Annotated in this window: 14 protein-coding genes; 4 read left to right on the plus strand and 10 right to left on the minus strand. The window is 54.2% G+C overall.

Features of this window, described 5'->3' with window-relative positions:
- Nucleotides 1–108 precede the first annotated feature (108 nt).
- From ruvX to metK, 8 genes are all read right to left on the minus strand, one after another.
- A complete protein-coding gene (gene ruvX / locus DK872_RS11285; protein ID WP_007370208.1) occupies nucleotides 109–525 on the minus strand; it encodes a Holliday junction resolvase RuvX in 417 nt (138 codons plus the stop codon).
- A complete protein-coding gene (locus tag DK872_RS11290; protein ID WP_007370209.1) occupies nucleotides 525–1,088 on the minus strand; it encodes a YqgE/AlgH family protein in 564 nt (187 codons plus the stop codon). The genes ruvX and DK872_RS11290 overlap by 1 nt, the downstream gene beginning before the upstream one ends.
- A gap of 118 nt (nucleotides 1,089–1,206) precedes the next feature.
- Nucleotides 1,207–2,154 carry a glutathione synthase gene (gene gshB / locus DK872_RS11295; protein ID WP_007370210.1) on the minus strand — a complete coding sequence of 316 codons (948 nt, stop codon included), beginning with the start codon at nucleotides 2,152–2,154 and terminating at the stop codon, nucleotides 1,207–1,209.
- Nucleotides 2,155–2,167: 13 nt separating this feature from the next.
- Complete coding sequence (gene rsmE, locus DK872_RS11300; protein WP_035889573.1) at nucleotides 2,168–2,899, minus strand: 16S rRNA (uracil(1498)-N(3))-methyltransferase; 732 nt, start codon at nucleotides 2,897–2,899, stop codon at nucleotides 2,168–2,170.
- Between the two features lie 92 nt (nucleotides 2,900–2,991).
- Nucleotides 2,992–3,690: a deoxyribonuclease I gene (endA, locus tag DK872_RS11305; protein WP_161518367.1), complete on the minus strand. Its 699-nt coding sequence runs from the start codon at nucleotides 3,688–3,690 to the stop codon at nucleotides 2,992–2,994.
- An 86-nt stretch (nucleotides 3,691–3,776) separates the two neighbouring features.
- Nucleotides 3,777–4,283 (minus strand): SprT family zinc-dependent metalloprotease, encoded by a 507-nt coding sequence (locus tag DK872_RS11310; protein ID WP_071921397.1) that lies wholly within the window; start codon nucleotides 4,281–4,283, stop codon nucleotides 3,777–3,779.
- Between the two features lie 79 nt (nucleotides 4,284–4,362).
- The gene (locus DK872_RS11315; RefSeq protein WP_007370214.1) at nucleotides 4,363–5,757 is read right to left on the minus strand and encodes a sugar porter family MFS transporter; all 1,395 of its coding nucleotides are present in this window, start codon (nucleotides 5,755–5,757) and stop codon (nucleotides 4,363–4,365) included.
- 390 nt (nucleotides 5,758–6,147) lie between these two features.
- On the minus strand, nucleotides 6,148–7,299 hold the full coding sequence (gene metK, locus DK872_RS11320; RefSeq protein ID WP_007370216.1) for a methionine adenosyltransferase: 1,152 nt from the start codon (nucleotides 7,297–7,299) through the stop codon (nucleotides 6,148–6,150).
- A 655-nt stretch (nucleotides 7,300–7,954) separates the two neighbouring features.
- On the opposite strand from metK, the gene yqgB reads away from it, so the two are divergent.
- Nucleotides 7,955–8,137 carry an acid stress response protein YqgB gene (gene yqgB, locus DK872_RS27985; RefSeq protein WP_139201280.1) on the plus strand — a complete coding sequence of 61 codons (183 nt, stop codon included), beginning with the start codon at nucleotides 7,955–7,957 and terminating at the stop codon, nucleotides 8,135–8,137.
- 8 nt (nucleotides 8,138–8,145) lie between these two features.
- Entirely contained in the window at nucleotides 8,146–10,122 is a 1,977-nt protein-coding gene (gene speA, locus DK872_RS11335) for a biosynthetic arginine decarboxylase (protein WP_071531973.1), read from the plus strand.
- A 65-nt stretch (nucleotides 10,123–10,187) separates the two neighbouring features.
- Here the strand turns inward: speA and DK872_RS11340 are convergent, their stop codons facing one another.
- Both DK872_RS11340 and DK872_RS11345 read right to left on the minus strand, forming a co-directional pair.
- A complete protein-coding gene (locus DK872_RS11340; protein ID WP_090397830.1) occupies nucleotides 10,188–11,456 on the minus strand; it encodes an OprD family outer membrane porin in 1,269 nt (422 codons plus the stop codon).
- A gap of 373 nt (nucleotides 11,457–11,829) precedes the next feature.
- Nucleotides 11,830–12,588, minus strand: coding sequence for a M48 family metallopeptidase (locus DK872_RS11345; RefSeq protein WP_007370223.1), 759 nt, complete (start codon nucleotides 12,586–12,588; stop codon nucleotides 11,830–11,832).
- Between the two features lie 279 nt (nucleotides 12,589–12,867).
- Between DK872_RS11345 and tkt the strand changes: the two genes are divergently transcribed.
- Both tkt and DK872_RS11355 read left to right on the plus strand, forming a co-directional pair.
- Nucleotides 12,868–14,859, plus strand: a complete 1,992-nt coding sequence (tkt, locus tag DK872_RS11350) for a transketolase (protein WP_161518368.1) — start codon at nucleotides 12,868–12,870, stop codon at nucleotides 14,857–14,859.
- 295 nt (nucleotides 14,860–15,154) lie between these two features.
- Nucleotides 15,155–15,904 (plus strand): phage antirepressor KilAC domain-containing protein, encoded by a 750-nt coding sequence (locus DK872_RS11355; protein WP_007370225.1) that lies wholly within the window; start codon nucleotides 15,155–15,157, stop codon nucleotides 15,902–15,904.
- Nucleotides 15,905–16,096: the final 192 nt, after the last annotated feature.

Below are 16,096 nucleotides of genomic sequence, written 5' to 3' on the forward strand. Positions count from 1 at the left end.
GAATGCAAAAAGGGCGGTCAGAAACTGTGAAAACGATCGGCAAAAAGCCGCGGTCGAGGCGCGGCTTTATTCAGGTGAGGTTGTTACAAAATTGAATTGAAGCGAGGATCAGGCGTGCTGCTCGAAATAGCTTTCGAGGATGATCACGGCGGAGGCGGAATCAACGCTGCCTTTGTCGAGTGCGCGAAAACCGCCGCGTTCGAACAAACCGGCGCGCGCTTCTACGGTACTTAACCGCTCATCATGCAGCGTAACTTTCACGCCAAAACGACCGTGCACTTTATTGGCGAAATTGCGCGCGCGCGCCGTCAGCGGCTGTTCGGTGCCATCCATATTGAGCGGCAAACCGACGATGACCGTTTCCGGCTGCCACTCTTTCAGTAGTTTTTCGATAAGCTTCCAGTCTGGCGTGCCGTCCTGCGCTTTAAGCGCGGTGAGCGGACGCGCCGTGCCGGTGATGCGTTGCCCAATGGCGACGCCAATACTTTTGGTGCCAAAATCAAAGGCCAGCAAGGTTCCGCTCATCAGGCATGCCCCGCTACGCCAGGCATGGTGGAGATATCAATACCGATAAGTTTTGCCGCTTCGCGCCAGCGGTCGGCGATCGGCGTTTTGAACAGAATGTTGAGATCGGCCGGGGCGGTGAGCCAGGCGTTATCCATGATCTCTTGCTCCAGTTGCCCTTTTTCCCATGAGGCGTATCCCAGCGCGACCAGCACTTCGCTCGGCTGTTCTGCCGTTCCAAGGGTTTCCAGCACATCGCGTGAGGTGGTGACCACGGTGTTATCCGAAACGCGAATGCTGGAAGCGAATGTGGCGGGCGGCGTATGCAGGATAAAACCACGATCTTCCGCCAGCGGGCCGCCCAGCAGCACCGGTTTGTCCAGACGGATGGCTGGATCCCGCGCTTCTGGCTGGATTTTGAGTTTTTCCAGGACACCGTCAACTTTCAGGTTTTCCAGCGGCTTATTAATAATCAGCCCCATTGCACCTTCGTCGTTGTACTCGCAGATATAGACTACCGAGCGCCGAAAGAGAGGATCCTGAAGAGCAGGCATGGCAATAAGAAAGTGATGCTGTAAATTCATTGTCAGAGGTTCTGTTTCCTGGTTCAAAAAAGCGACAGCCTAGTATGGGGGGAAAGCGCAGATCTGTCACCTGGCAATGCTGTCATGGGCGGGATCCTTCCCGCCCTGTGCGCTGAGATTATTTACCCAGACGTTTTTCGATGGCATCCATCAGCATGCCGGTGATGGAGATCGGGAATTCAGCCTCAATTTCACGTACGCAGGTTGGGCTGGTTACGTTAATTTCGGTCAGGCGGTCGCCGATAATATCCAGGCCAACAAAAATCAGCCCTTTGGCTTTCAACACCGGCGCAACTTTGCGCGCAATCGCCCAGTCGCTTTCGCTTAACGGACGTGGTTCGCCGCGGCCGCCCGCCGCCAGATTGCCGCGGGTTTCGCCGCCCTGCGGGATGCGCGCCAGGCAGTAAGGCACCGGTTCACCGTCAACCACCAGCACGCGTTTGTCGCCGTCTTTGATCGCTGGCAGATAGTTTTGCGCCATGCAATAGCGGCTACCCAGTTCGGTCAGCGTTTCCGTAATCACCGACAGGTTCGGATCGCCCTCTTTGACGCGGAAAATCGACGTGCCGCCCATACCGTCCAGCGGTTTAAGGATGATGTCGGTGTGCTTTTGCCAGAACGCTTTCAACTGCGCTTTGTTGCGCGTAACCAGCGTTTCCGGTGTCAGATCCGGGAACCAGGCGGTGAACAATTTTTCATTACAGTCACGCAGGCTCTGCGGCTTGTTAACGATCAGCGTGCCTTTCTCTTCCGCACGCTCAAGAATGTAGGTCGCATAGATATACTCGGTGTCGAACGGCGGATCTTTACGCATCAGGATGGTGTCCAGATCGGCCAGCGCAATATCCTGCTCGCTGCCGAATTCGTACCATTTGTCGTAGTTCTGTTCGACGGAAAGCGTGCGGGTGCGGGCGCGGGCTTCACCATTGATCAGGTAAAGATCCGCCATCTCCATATAGTGCAGCTCATAGCCGCGGCGCTGTGCTTCCAGCAGCATGGCGAAGCTGGTGTCTTTTTTGATGTTAATGTCCGCGATGGGATCCATCACGATGCCAAGCTTGATCATTCTGCTTCTCCTTTCAACCCAGGTCGCCAAAGCGGACCTGAAGCGCGGTGATGGCGGTAAGCGCCGTAGTTTCTGTACGCAGTACGCGTGGCCCTAACAAAATATCCGTAAACTGGTAGCGAGCGGTCATGGCGATCTCATCGGCAGAGAGGCCGCCTTCCGGGCCTATCAGCAATCGAATGCGCTCAACCGGCAGCGGAAGCGTGTTGATGCTCTGGCTGGCACGCGGATGCAGGTTCAGTTTCAGACCAGCATCTTCTTCGGCGCACCACGCTTCCAGATCCATCGCCGGGCGAATTTCCGGAATACGGTTACGACCGCACTGTTCGCAAGCGGCAATGGCGATTTTCTGCCACTGTTGGAGCTTTTTGTTCAGGCGTTCGGCATCCAGTTTAACCCCGCAGCGCTCAGAAAAAAGTGGCGTAATGAGGCTTACACCCAGCTCTATCGACTTCTGAATGGTGAATTCCATCTTTTCGCCGCGCGACATCACCTGGCCCAGATGGATATGCAGCGGGGATTCACGGTCGTCCACTTCGCTACGCAAAATGTTGACCATCACGCTTTTCTTATCCGCGCGAACAATCTCGGCGTCGAACACCTGATTGGATCCGTCGAACAGTTGAATAGCCTGGCCCGGCCCCATACGCAGCACGCGGCCAACGTGGTTTGCAGCATCTTCGCTCAGCGCGATTTCATGGCCCGGCTGGAGAGGTTCAGGGTGATGGATGCGGGGAATACGCATGTTTTGAAATTCCGTCTGTCAGGAGATGCAGCGGCTCATGGGTGGAAAGTGCGCCACTGCACCTGTCGATAATCAATTGTCGCTAGTGTAGGTTAGCTCTTTCGCGCCATGCAAGCGCGCTGCACGTAAGGGTTGTGGTTGCCCTGCACCTCGGCAATGCGCGCATCGCGCGTGCATTCCCAGTAGGTCACCGGATACTGCTTATCCCACGCAGTAAACAGTTGCGTTTGCTGTCGTGAAAGGCTGAGCTGATATTGATCGCGCATATAGAAGTAGGTACGGGCAATCGCACCGCGGGCGCGGGCTGGCGGCTCAGCAAGCTTCTCTTTGAAATCAATCTTCATGCCGCACTGGCCATACTGACCGTCGCCGCCATTCCACTGGCTATACATAAAGTTGCCGCGATCGCCATTCACTTCACCGACGGCAGGTTGCAGGTTGTGCATATCGCTTTCAATTTTGCGGTAGACCGGATCTTTGGCGCAGTTTTTCCGGCCGCCATCCTGCCAGCACTGGCGCAGATGGCCGAACTGCCATGCAGGCATCACGTGCTCCCATTCAATGCGGCTGGCGCGGTTTTCATTTTTTCGCACCTTGTAGCCGCAGGAAGCAAGGTCAACCACGCCTTTTTTACCCTGCCAGTTAATTTTGCAGCCGCAATAGAAGTCGCCCGGTGCGTCGGCGTTAACTTTGGCTCCCGCCGCTTTTGCTTGGGCAAAGCTGTTTATGCCATCTGCTGCGAAAGCGGGAATGGCGATCAGTGCGATGAAAAGTGAGAAAAGACGAAACATAGCGAACTCCCTGTGAAACGAGTTCGCAACGTAGCGGAAGGCGTTGTCTGATGCAATCAGTAAGAGCAGAAAATTTCTTAATGGATTCAGCTAGTCGCGTCGGCAATGAGCGGTTCGCCACAGCGTACACAGCGGTAAACGGCCTCGCCGCGCAGCACGCGGTTGTGTCGGCGTACCGTAAGCTGGTGCTGCTGGCATCGACAATGGTATGGGAAAGTATTGCGTCGTACCGATTCCAGTTCGAACTGGTGCGTGCGGCGGGCAGGAACGCCAAGCACGCTCTCCATCATCCATTTCCACTCTTTACCGTGCGGCGCAACGCGACCGAAGTGTTTCCACACCAGCAGATGCGCCAGCTCATGCGGAACCACTTCTTCAACAAATGCCTGCTGGTTTTCCAGCAGCAGCACAGGGTTGAGACGGATTTCGTAATCCGCCAGCCAGGCCGTGCCCGCAGCTGTGCCACGCTGTTGATACACCACTTTAGGTTCGGGATAGCTGCGCTCCAGTTTCTGGTTCGCAAGGGCAAGTTTATCCCGCAGGCTCTGCATGACGGCTTGCTGGATGGCGATGGGGAGACGGGGAGTTTTCATAAGTGCTGAGAATAGGATCGGCGAAGCGCGAGTGCAACAGGCAAAACAGAGGCTTCCTCCGCAGAGGAAGCCTGAAGGGTTAATTGTGGGAACCGATCTCGCGCAGCGGACGGCCGCGCATCAGGTTACGCTCGATGTGCTCCAGCGAAACGTGTTTGGTTTCCGGCACCAGCCACAGGGTCAGTACAATGAACAACAGGTTCAGCGCGCCGTAAACCCAGAAGGTATTGGCATTGCCCAGTGAGTTCAGCATCGTCAGGAAAGTTGCGCCGACGATCATATTGGCAATCCAGTTAGTGGCGGTGGAGCAGGTGATACCGAAGTCGCGGCCTTTCAGCGGCTGGATTTCGGAGCACAGCACCCAGATCAGCGGGCCGGCGCTCATGGCAAAACCCACAATGAACATCAGCAACATGGCGACCGCAAAGTACTGCGCTGATGGTGAGTGGATGCCGAGGTGCAGCATCGTACCGAGAATACCCATCCCGGCGGCCATTACCAGGAAGCCCAGCACCAGCGTCGGTTTACGTCCCCAGCGGTCTACCAGACCGATAGCGATAAAGGTTGCCAGCACGTTGGTCAGACCAACGATAACGGTGCCCCACATCTGCTCGTTGGTGTTGCTGTAACCCGCCAGTTCGAAGATTTTCGGCGCGTAGTACATGATGACGTTCATACCGGTAAACTGTTGCATGATTTGCAACAGCACGCCGAGGAACACCGCGCGGCGGAAATTGCTGTTCTCTTTAAACAGCGCCCAGCCGGTCTGTTTCACTTTCAGGCTTTCGCGAATCTCTTCCAGTTCATTTTTCGCTTCCGCGCTGGTGTCGCGCAGGCGTAGCAGCACGCGTTCGGCATCGTGGAAGCGGCGTTTAGCGGCAAACCAGCGCGGACTGTCCGGCAGGAAGAAGACCCCAATCAGCAGCAGAATCGCCGGAATGATGATCACGCCCAGCATCCAGCGCCATGCACCGCTGTAGCTAAAGGCCGTGTCCGAGAGATACGCGCCGAGAATCCCGATGGTGATCATTAACTGATACATGGAGATCATGCTGCCGCGAATTTTTTCCGGTGCGATCTCGGAAAGGTAGAGCGGCGCGGTGTAGGAGGCGATCCCAACGGCCAGACCAAGCAGCACGCGGGAAATAATCAACACTTCCACATTTGGCGCAGCGGCAGAGCACAGCGATCCCGCCACAAACAACACGGCGCCAATCATCAAACTTTTTTTACGCCCCAGGCGCCAGGAGAGCCAGCCGCTACCAACAGCACCGACGGCGGCGCCGAACATCATTGAACTGACCACCCACTCCTGGGTATGTGAGCTAATTTGAAAGTCTTTGGTGATAAAGGGCAGCGCACCAGCAATAACCCCAATATCCAGACCAAAAAGTAATCCTGCCAGTGCAGCGAGGAAACAAACAAAAAAGGTCATCGCCTTATTTGAATGCCCCTGTTTTTTATTGTCAGGCATGATGCCCTCCATTGATGTATTGGTTTTTCCGGTGACAAAAGTAGGCCAGTTACCGGCAAAATTACGTGATTCACATCACATGAGTGTAATCGGTTACATTACGCTAAGACCGGTAATGTAAATAAAAGTGTTAAATATTATAGGATTGTTTACGTTGAAAGGTGAGTGCCAAGGAGAAGTTTCAGACTAAGCCGAAACTTAATGTAACAACTCTGCTTCATTCCTTTTTCAAAAGGAAAAATCTGAAAAAATCAGCGAAGCGGTGAGGTGTAATCGCTTTCAGAAAAATACCAGGCAGGCGTTAACAATATAGACGGCGAAAATAACCGGACGAGGAATGCAAAAGGCCAGCACGAGGCTGGCCTTTAGAAGAAAACTGTCAGCGGATTATTACAGGCCGGCAGCTTCACGCAGCAGAGCGGCTTTGTCGGTTTTTTCCCATGGGAAAGTTTCGCGACCAAAGTGACCGTATGCAGCGGTTTGTTTGTAGATCGGGTGCAGCAGATCCAGCATCTGGATCAGGCCATACGGACGCAGGTCGAAGAATTCGCGGACCAGCAGCGTCAGTTGCTCGGTTGGCACTTTCTCAGTACCGAATGTTTCCACCATGATGGACGTCGGTTCTGCGATACCGATAGCGTAGGAAACCTGAATTTCACAACGATCGGCCAGACCTGCAGCAACGATGTTTTTCGCCACGTAACGAGCGGCATATGCTGCGGAACGGTCCACTTTCGACGGATCTTTACCGGAGAACGCGCCGCCACCGTGACGAGCCATACCGCCGTAGGTATCAACGATGATTTTACGGCCGGTCAGACCACAATCGCCCATTGGGCCGCCGATAACGAAACGGCCGGTCGGGTTGATAAAGAATTTGGTGGACGCGTTCAGCCACTCGGCTGGCAGGATCGGCTTGATAATCTCTTCCATGACCGCTTCTTGCAGCGATTTCTGGTCAATCTCTTCAGCGTGCTGTGTAGACAGAACGACAGCATCGATGCCGGCGATTTTGCCGTCATCATACTGGAAAGTGACCTGGCTTTTTGCGTCCGGGCGCAGCCACGGCAGGGTGCCGTTTTTACGCACTTCAGCCTGACGCTCTACCAGACGGTGGGCGTAGGTGATCGGTGCTGGCATCAACACGTCAGTTTCATTGGTCGCGTAACCAAACATCAGGCCCTGGTCGCCTGCGCCCTGTTCCAGCGGATCGGCACGGTCAACACCCTGGTTGATGTCCGGAGATTGCTTACCAATGGCGCTCAGTACGGCGCAAGAATTGGCATCAAAGCCCATGTCGGAGTGCACATAGCCGATTTCGCGTACGGTGTTACGGGTGATCTCTTCGATATCGACCCATGCGCTGGTAGTGATTTCACCGCCAACCAGTACCATACCGGTTTTAACATAGGTTTCGCATGCAACGCGCGCTTTCGGATCCTGTTCGAGGATGGCATCCAGCACGGCGTCTGAAATTTGGTCAGCAATTTTGTCAGGATGCCCTTCAGAAACGGACTCGGACGTAAAAAGGTGTTTTGCCATAGTAAGTTTTCACCCTGGAGTAATACGGTTAGCTCGAATTCTGTGCCCGGATGTTTTCACGCCTGGCGGCGCAGATTGCAGATGATGGCACAAGAAGTCTGAGAGTTAATCAATCTGGATGGATTAACATCTGGACGGCTATTTTAGGTCACTTGTTGAACCCATTTCCAGCCTTTTTTTGATCCTGACCTCATCCTGACACAAATAGTGACGGAAATTTTTCCTGACAATGCGGCAAACACAGCTTTTTTATTTTGCATTTTCACCCCGTTGTCGGTATAAAACGCCGCGCGCGGCTCTTAAAAAAAAGCGCACGGCCAAAACGCCGTGTCGCCACTTCCAGCCGGGTTAAGCAGTTGATTCAGGGCTTTGGCTTGTCGCGGGTCGCTATGGCTTGCGTTGGAGGTGATAAGAGATAATGAACCGTCGTTTTCCGCAGAATCTGTCGCGCCGTTCTGGCGTGCGTTTATTCCCCGCAACCTGCATTTCTAATCTGCAAACCTGCCGATGTTATACCCATTTCGGCGCTTCCCAGGACTCCAGGGCCGGTAAGGCGTTGTGATACCTGAACAAGGGCTCTCCTGCTAATACAGGAGTTTTCTCGTGGTTTCGCCGGGCTGTCATACAGACGTTCGGATGCGTGTTTTACAATGATATGAAAAAGAAACCGGTCGCACAGGCGTGGCGTTGGCCTGAAATCAGGCTATGCCAGGCTGTTTATGGGTTGTTATCGCTATGTGTCACTGCGATAGTAGTCAACTATTTTATTCCTGTGTCTCTTCGCGCTTCGGCAATCGCTCAGCGTGATGTGCGCAGGGTATACACTTTTATAGATTGAGGTTCGCTATGTCTGACGACATGTCTTCGTTTTCGCCTTCGTCAGCAGGCGAACAGGGTGTACTACGTTCCATGCAGGAGGTTGCGATGAGCTCCCAGGAAGCCAGCAAGATGCTTCGTACTTATAACATTGCCTGGTGGGGCAATAACTACTACGACGTCAACGAGCTGGGCCATATCAGCGTTTGCCCGGATCCGGACGTCCCGGAAGCCCGTGTCGACCTGGCACAGCTGGTAAAAGCACGTGAAGCACAGGGGCAACGTCTGCCCGCATTGTTCTGCTTCCCGCAGATCCTGCAACACCGTCTGCGCTCGATTAATGCCGCGTTCAAACGAGCGCGTGAGTCCTACGGCTACAACGGCGATTATTTCCTGGTTTACCCGATCAAGGTGAACCAGCATCGCCGTGTGATTGAATCCCTGATCCATTCCGGCGAACCGCTGGGGCTGGAAGCCGGTTCCAAAGCGGAATTGATGGCCGTTCTGGCACATGCCGGCATGACCCGTTCGGTGATTGTCTGTAACGGTTATAAAGATCGTGAATACATTCGTCTTGCGCTGATTGGCGAAAAGATGGGCCACAAGGTCTATCTGGTGATTGAGAAAATGACCGAAATCGCCATCGTACTGGAAGAAGCTGAACGCCTGAACGTGGTGCCACGCCTCGGCGTACGCGCGCGTCTGGCATCGCAAGGTTCCGGCAAATGGCAATCCTCCGGCGGCGAGAAATCGAAATTTGGCCTTGCGGCAACGCAGGTGCTGCAACTGGTGGAGATCCTACGTGAGCGCGGGCGTCTCGACAGCATTCAGTTGCTGCACTTCCACCTCGGTTCGCAGATGGCCAACATCCGTGATATCGCGACGGGCGTGCGTGAATCCGCGCGTTTCTACGTCGAGCTGCATAAGCTGGGCGTCAATATCCAGTGCTTCGATGTCGGCGGCGGTTTGGGCGTGGATTATGAAGGTACACGCTCGCAGTCCGACTGCTCGGTCAACTATGGCCTGAACGAGTATGCCAACAACATCATTTGGGCGATTGGCGATGCCTGCGAAGAGCATGGCTTGCCGCATCCGACGGTGATCACCGAATCCGGCCGCGCGGTGACGGCGCATCACACTGTGCTGGTTTCTAACATTATTGGCGTTGAACGTAACGAGTACACGCAAGCGACTCCACCGGCGGAAGATGCGCCGCGTGCGCTGCAAAGCATGTGGGAAACCTGGCAGGAGATGCACGAGCCTGGCACCCGCCGTTCGCTGCGTGAATGGCTGCATGACAGCCAGATGGATCTGCATGATATTCATGTCGGCTATTCCTCTGGCGCTTTCAGCCTGCAAGAACGAGCCTGGGCCGAGCAGCTCTATCTGAATATGTGCCATGAAGTGCAGAAGCAGCTCGATCCGAGCAACCGCGCGCATCGCCCGATTATCGACGAATTGCAGGAACGTATGGCGGACAAAATGTACGTCAACTTCTCGCTGTTCCAGTCGATGCCGGATGCCTGGGGTATCGATCAACTGTTCCCGGTGCTGCCGCTGGAAGGGCTGAACCATGCGCCGGAACGCCGCGCGGTGCTGCTCGATATCACCTGTGATTCAGACGGCGCCATTGATCATTACGTGGATGGCGACGGCATCGCGACCACCATGCCGATCCCGGAGTACGATCCGGAGAACCCACCAATCCTGGGCTTCTTTATGGTGGGCGCGTATCAGGAGATCCTCGGCAACATGCATAACCTGTTTGGTGATACCGAAGCGGTTGACGTGTTTGTCTTCCCGGATGGCAGTGTGGAAGTTGAACTGTCTGACGAAGGGGATACGGTGGCGGATATGTTGCAGTATGTGCAACTCGATCCGAATACGTTACTGACGCAGTTCCGCGATCAGGTGAAGCAGACCGGTCTGGACGAAGCGCTGCAACAGCAGTTCCTTGAAGAGTTCGAATCGGGCCTGTACGGTTACACCTATCTGGAAGATGAATAACACAGTAATGACGCTGTGATGAAATAAATCCCTTCCCGCCAGCAGGCGCGGAAGGGATTTTTTTATCAGAATACGTTGAACGGATATTCTGCGTAGAGGCGAACTTCGTTGCCGCCAATATTGTAATCGCTGGCATTGTCGGAAACGCGCAGTACGGAGTAGCGCACTTTCAGTTTCAGATCTTTCGCCGGGCCACTCTGCACCTGGTACTGAAGCTGGTTGAACCATTCATGCTCTTTACCGTTACTGGTTTCGGTGGTTTTGATGTTGTCGCCGCGTACATAAGCGGTGGTCCAACTCAGACCCGGTAAGCCCAGACCGGCAAAATCCAGCCCGTAAGAAGCCTGCCACGAACGCTCATCTTCACCGTTAAAATCCGACCAGTAGGAGTTCGCCAGCCAGATGGTGTTGCCACCATCGCCGACGCCGCCCACGTTTTTGTAGCTGCCGTAGTGATAGCCGGTGCTGCCGCTACTCTGCTGGTACGCCAGTTTAAAGGTGTGAATATCCCAAATATAGCTGGCGGCCAGGCTCCAGATACTGTTGCTGCGGCCGGTATTCTGGCTGTCTGCATAACCCTGATCCAGACGCGAGTTATAACCGTTGAAATCCAGAACCACCTGCTGGCCGGTGCTGAACGGTTGTTTGAAATTCAGACCGAGGTATTGTTTATTCAGTACGTCTTCCACGCGGGATGCATAGAGCGCACCGCTGAATTGATCGTTAAATTGATAGCTGGCTCCGCCGAAGCTCAGGCTTTTCAGCCCAGTGTTGTGGCTGTCATCACTTTTACGCTGCTCATCAGTGAAGTAACCGGCGTTTACTTCCAGACCGTCAACCTCTTTCGAGGTCAGCATCGTACCGGTATAGGTTTCGTACAGTAAACGGGAGCTGTCGGCATTCAGGATGGGCAGTTCCGGGCGCTGGGTACCATAGCTCAGTACGGTATTGGAGATACGCATTTTGGCGGTCGCACCAAATTTAGCCAGATCGGATTTTGCTTTGCCGTCATTATCCTGAGCAAAGAAGTCGATACCGCCTGCGCCGCTGCGGCCACGGCCGCCATCGAGGCGTACTCCGTATTGCGCAATACCGTCAACACCAAAACCTACCAGCCCCTGAGTGAAGCCAGATTGAAAGGTGGTAATAAATCCCTGACCCCATTCCGCTTTATTATCTGCGCCGCTGCGATAATCACGATTAATATAAGCATTGCGTAAAAAGAGATCTAAATGACTGTCGTCAATAAAACCCTGGCTTGAGGATTGCTGACTGGCGAATGCCGGAACTGCCAGAATAATACTTAAAGCGAGTAAGGATAATTGTTTTTTCACTGAGGGAACTTCTCTGTCTGTAGAATGCCAAAAGAAATAACTTGCTGATTTATAGTTACCTGAAACGATCCCGAAAGCAATCGTTGTCTGCTGCACTGCTGGCTTGCCATCGGCTTGTCCCAGAAAGTAGCAGAGCAGGGGTAGATTATTTATTATCTGGACATACCCCAATATTTAAGTGGGGAAATATGTTTGTGATTCTGCTCTGCGAAATAAATTACTGCATCAGATTTTTTTAAAAAATAATACGCTTGTGGTAACGGGATTTCTATTTGGCGTTCCGTGCTATTGTTTTGGCAATTAATGCGTTTTTTCTGAGATGAATATTTTTCAGGCCTGGCAAAAAGGGAGGCTATATTGCCTCCCAATGCGATTATTTAATTCCGTCTGCGGCCATGCGATCGCGAATATGCTGGGCGCGCTCCGCCGATGCCGGATGATCGTCAAACATCGAACTCTGCCGACCCTCTTCCATTTTTGCCAGTTTCTCAAAGCTGGTCGCCAGCCCTGCCGGGTTGATGCCGCGTTTGCGCAACAGATCGTAGGAGTAGTCATCCGCTTCGGATTCCTGGCGCTGAGAGAACTGTGAATTTACCAGTTGTTCGCCCAGTGCGCCGAGCTGCGACTGCGACAGGCTGCCGACAATACCGCCTGCCGACGCTGCGGCTGCGCGTATCGCATTGGTGCCCAGCGCCACCTGCATCCCTTTTTTCACATGGCCCAGCGCAACGTGGCCCATTTCGTGGCCGATCACCGCTTCAACTTCGTTGTCGGTCATCATATCCATCAGCGCGCTGTAGACGCGGATGCAGCCGTTTGCCATGGCAAAAGCATTCACGTCTTTTGCCACATAAATCTTGTAGTTGACCGGCTGGCCGTTGATGTTATCGCCGAGCGCAGCAGCAATTTTAGCCAGGCGTTGGCTGTAGGTGCTGCTGGCGGGCGCGATGGTTGCTTTACTGTCCATCTGTTTACAGGCGTCATCACTTAATGCTTTTACTTGCGCATCGCTCAGCGTGTAGGCCTGAAAAGCTTCTGCGCCGGAGCTGAGAAAAGCATTTGAGTCCATATTCTGGCAGCCAGCAAGGACGGTTGTTATTCCCAGAGCAAAGAGAAGCGGGCGAATTTTCATTTGTTATTTTCCGTAATGGTTGAGTCAATATGCTGCTAACTACGCCGGCTCAAGACGAACCTGCAGATTGTCAGTATAAGGAAGAGTCAGAGTGCCAGGCGAGTAGATTGCGCAACATGCGAGCGGCTTCCAGAGATTTCTGAATCGGCAAAAGGATGCTCCATGTACATGGCATGCCGCTTGGGTTACATTGTTGGCACTTTTTTCCGGCGTAGCCCAAAACGCGCTGTCGTCAAGTCGTTACGGGAACAGCCCTTAACAGTCCGATCTGGAGTCAAAATGTCCTCACGTAAAGAGCTTGCCAATGCTATTCGTGCGCTGAGCATGGACGCGGTACAGAAAGCCAAATCCGGTCACCCGGGAGCCCCGATGGGTATGGCGGACATCGCCGAGGTCCTGTGGCGTGATTTTCTGAACCACAACCCGACGAATCCGGCCTGGGCCGATCGCGACCGCTTTGTGCTGTCCAACGGCCACGGTTCGATGCTGATTTACAGCCTGCTGCACCTCACCGGCTATGATCTGCCGATGTCCGAGCTGCAGAACTTCCGTCAGCTGCACTCGAAAACTCCGGGCCACCCGGAAGTGGGTTACACCGCGGGTGTGGAAACTACCACTGGTCCGCTGGGGCAGGGCATTGCCAACGCCGTGGGCATGGCGATTGCAGAGAAAACTCTCGCAGCGCAGTTCAACCGTCCTGGGCACGAGATTGTTGACCACTTCACCTACGCCTTTATGGGCGACGGCTGCATGATGGAAGGCATTTCCCATGAAGCCTGCTCCCTGGCCGGTACGCTGAAACTGGGCAAACTGGTTGCGTTCTACGATGACAACGGCATCTCCATCGACGGCCATGTTAAAGGCTGGTTCACCGATGACACGGCGAAACGCTTTGAAGCCTACGGCTGGCACGTAGTGCGCGGCATTGACGGCCACGACGCGGACGCCATCAAACGTGCAGTGGAAGAAGCCCGTGCTGTTACCGATAAACCGTCGCTGCTGATGTGCAAAACCATCATCGGTTTCGGTTCGCCGAACAAAGCCGGTACCCACGATTCCCACGGTGCGCCGCTGGGCGATGCTGAAATCGCTCTGACCCGTGAAGCGCTCGGCTGGAAATACGCGCCGTTTGAAATCCCGTCTGAAATCTATGCACAGTGGGATGCGAAAGAAGCCGGCCAGGCCAAAGAAGCGGCGTGGAACGACAAATTCGCCGCTTACGCCAAAGCCTTCCCGCAGGAAGCCGCTGAGTTCACCCGCCGTATGAAGGGCGAACTGCCGTCTGATTTCGATGCCAAAGCGCAGGCGTTTGTCGAGAAGCTTCAGGCTAACCCGGCGAAAATCGCCAGCCGCAAAGCGTCGCAAAATGCCATTGAAGCTTTCGGTCCGCTGTTGCCGGAATTCCTCGGCGGCTCCGCTGACCTGGCGCCATCCAACCTGACTATCTGGTCCGGTTCGAAAGCGATTAACGAAGACACTGCCGGTAACTACATTCACTACGGCGTGCGCGAGTTCGGTATGACGGCAATTGCCAATGGTATCTCGCTGCATGGCGGTTTCCTGCCGTATACCTCGACCTTCCTGATGTTCGTTGAATATGCCCGTAATGCGGTGCGTATGGCGGCGCTGATGAAACAGCGTCAGGTGCTGGTTTACACCCACGACTCCATCGGTCTGGGCGAAGACGGCCCGACGCACCAGCCGGTCGAGCAGGTAGCTTCCCTGCGCCTGACCCCGAACGTCAGCACCTGGCGTCCGTGTGACCAGGTGGAATCCGCAGTGGCGTGGAAATATGGCGTTGAACGTGCTGACGGTCCGACTGCGCTGATCCTTTCCCGTCAGAACCTGGCGCAGCAGGAGCGTACGGCACAGCAACTGGCAGATGTCGCCCGTGGCGCCTACGTGCTGAAAGAGAGTGCTGGTCAGCCGGAACTGATCCTGATTGCTACCGGTTCCGAAGTGGAACTGGCGGTTGCTGCTTATGAAAAACTGACTGCCGAAGGCGTGAAGGCGCGCGTGGTTTCCATGCCGTCGACCGACACCTTCGACAAACAGGATGCGGCATACCGTGAATCCGTGCTGCCGAAAGCGGTTTCTGCCCGTGTGGCTATCGAAGCCGGCATTGCGGACTTCTGGTACAAATACGTCGGCCTGAACGGCGCGGTAGTGGGTATGACCACCTTCGGCGAATCTGCTCCGGCAGAACTGTTGTTTGAAGAGTTTGGTTTTACCGTTGACAATGTGGTGGCAAAAGCGAAAGCGCTGCTGTAACCACTCTTGCCCGGCGGCGCTCCGCCTGCCGGGCCTGCATGAAAAGTCATTTCGGATGGCGCTTGAGCATTATCAAGTCTACGGGGTTGCAGAATATGTAGACCGGATAAGCGAAGCGCCATCCGTCATTCAGCTATACCCCTAATCTTCTGCCTCCTGACCCAACACTCTCTTCTTAGTGACTCGACTAAAACGACATTGATCCGTGCATGAAAAATATACTGGATATACATCCAGTAAGTTGTATAATAATTCTGCAAATTATCCAGGGTGAATGTGAGTAAGGAGTGAACCTATGATAATTCCTGGTGACAATCTCAATTCTCAGCCTGTGCTGGCGACAATCAGCAGCCGTGAAATCGCAAAATTGACAGGCGTGACGCATGGCGAAGTGAAGCGGATGGTGAAAAGCCTGGAAACCGCGCAGCGGCTCTCCCAGCCGGTGAAAGAGCACCCGTACGAGCGAGAAGGCGAGATGCGACAAGAATTTTTGCTTAATAAACGGGACTCATTGCTGACGGTTTCGCGCCTCTCGCCGACCTTTACGGCAGAAATGCTCGATCGCTGGCAGGAGAAAGAGAAGCTTATCAGTCTGCCCGATTTTACGAATCCTGCCGCCGCCGCACGCGCCTGGGCTGAGCAGTACGAAAAACGTCAGCGAGCGGAAGAGTTACTTGCTCTCTCAGCCCCAAAGGCGGAGTTCTTTGACCGCTATGTCAGGGTTGAAGAGTCGCTTGGTTTTCGTCAGCTTTGCAAGATGCTGCGCGTGAAAGAGTCTCTGTTCCGACGCTTTTTGCTTGAGCGCAATATTATGCAGCGTGTAAACGGTGCATTGATGCCGCAGCAGTACCATATTGATGAAGGTTACTTCACTGTCCATGGTGGCGTCGGGGAAAACAAACGTAGCTGGTCTCAGGCGCGTTTCACCGCGAAGGGGGTGAAGTGGGTGGCCGATCTGTGGGCTAAGCAACTCTCGTCGCAGCCGGTTGAGATGCCGCGCGCAGAACGCACCGAGCCGAAGGCGCTGGAGCATAGCTGGTTTTAATCAGCGCCAGAAAAGGATTTTGCTTTTCTTCATCAACCGGGTCATGCAGGGACGCTTTGTTGCGCTCATCCTCTTTCTGTCGGTTATTTTCCTCACGAAAGAACCTTCTGGCCGCGCTGATTATTCCTGCAAAAATGTGATGCAAGTCAGATTACTGGCGAAACCGTCTGGACAATCATTCCTTTTATTCCT

Origin of the sequence: Kosakonia sp. MH5, from assembly GCF_009935945.1 — a bacterium.
GTDB lineage: Bacteria > Pseudomonadota > Gammaproteobacteria > Enterobacterales > Enterobacteriaceae > Kosakonia > Kosakonia radicincitans.

Bases quoted from the DNA above. Each gene is read 5' to 3' on its own strand.
- ruvX (WP_007370208.1), bottom strand. From the start codon at position 525: ATGAGCGGAACCTTGCTGGCCTTTGATTTTGGCACCAAAAGTATTGGC.
- DK872_RS11290 (WP_007370209.1), bottom strand. From the start codon at position 1,088: ATGAATTTACAGCATCACTTTCTTATTGCCATGCCTGCTCTTCAGGAT.
- gshB (WP_007370210.1), bottom strand. From the start codon at position 2,154: ATGATCAAGCTTGGCATCGTGATGGATCCCATCGCGGACATTAACATC.
- rsmE (WP_035889573.1), bottom strand. From the start codon at position 2,899: ATGCGTATTCCCCGCATCCATCACCCTGAACCTCTCCAGCCGGGCCAT.
- endA (WP_161518367.1), bottom strand. From the start codon at position 3,690: ATGTTTCGTCTTTTCTCACTTTTCATCGCACTGATCGCCATTCCCGCT.
- DK872_RS11310 (WP_071921397.1), bottom strand. From the start codon at position 4,283: ATGAAAACTCCCCGTCTCCCCATCGCCATCCAGCAAGCCGTCATGCAG.
- DK872_RS11315 (WP_007370214.1), bottom strand. From the start codon at position 5,757: ATGCCTGACAATAAAAAACAGGGGCATTCAAATAAGGCGATGACCTTT.
- metK (WP_007370216.1), bottom strand. From the start codon at position 7,299: ATGGCAAAACACCTTTTTACGTCCGAGTCCGTTTCTGAAGGGCATCCT.
- yqgB (WP_139201280.1), top strand. From the start codon at position 7,955: ATGAAAAAGAAACCGGTCGCACAGGCGTGGCGTTGGCCTGAAATCAGG.
- speA (WP_071531973.1), top strand. From the start codon at position 8,146: ATGTCTGACGACATGTCTTCGTTTTCGCCTTCGTCAGCAGGCGAACAG.
- DK872_RS11345 (WP_007370223.1), bottom strand. From the start codon at position 12,588: ATGAAAATTCGCCCGCTTCTCTTTGCTCTGGGAATAACAACCGTCCTT.
- tkt (WP_161518368.1), top strand. From the start codon at position 12,868: ATGTCCTCACGTAAAGAGCTTGCCAATGCTATTCGTGCGCTGAGCATG.
- DK872_RS11355 (WP_007370225.1), top strand. From the start codon at position 15,155: ATGATAATTCCTGGTGACAATCTCAATTCTCAGCCTGTGCTGGCGACA.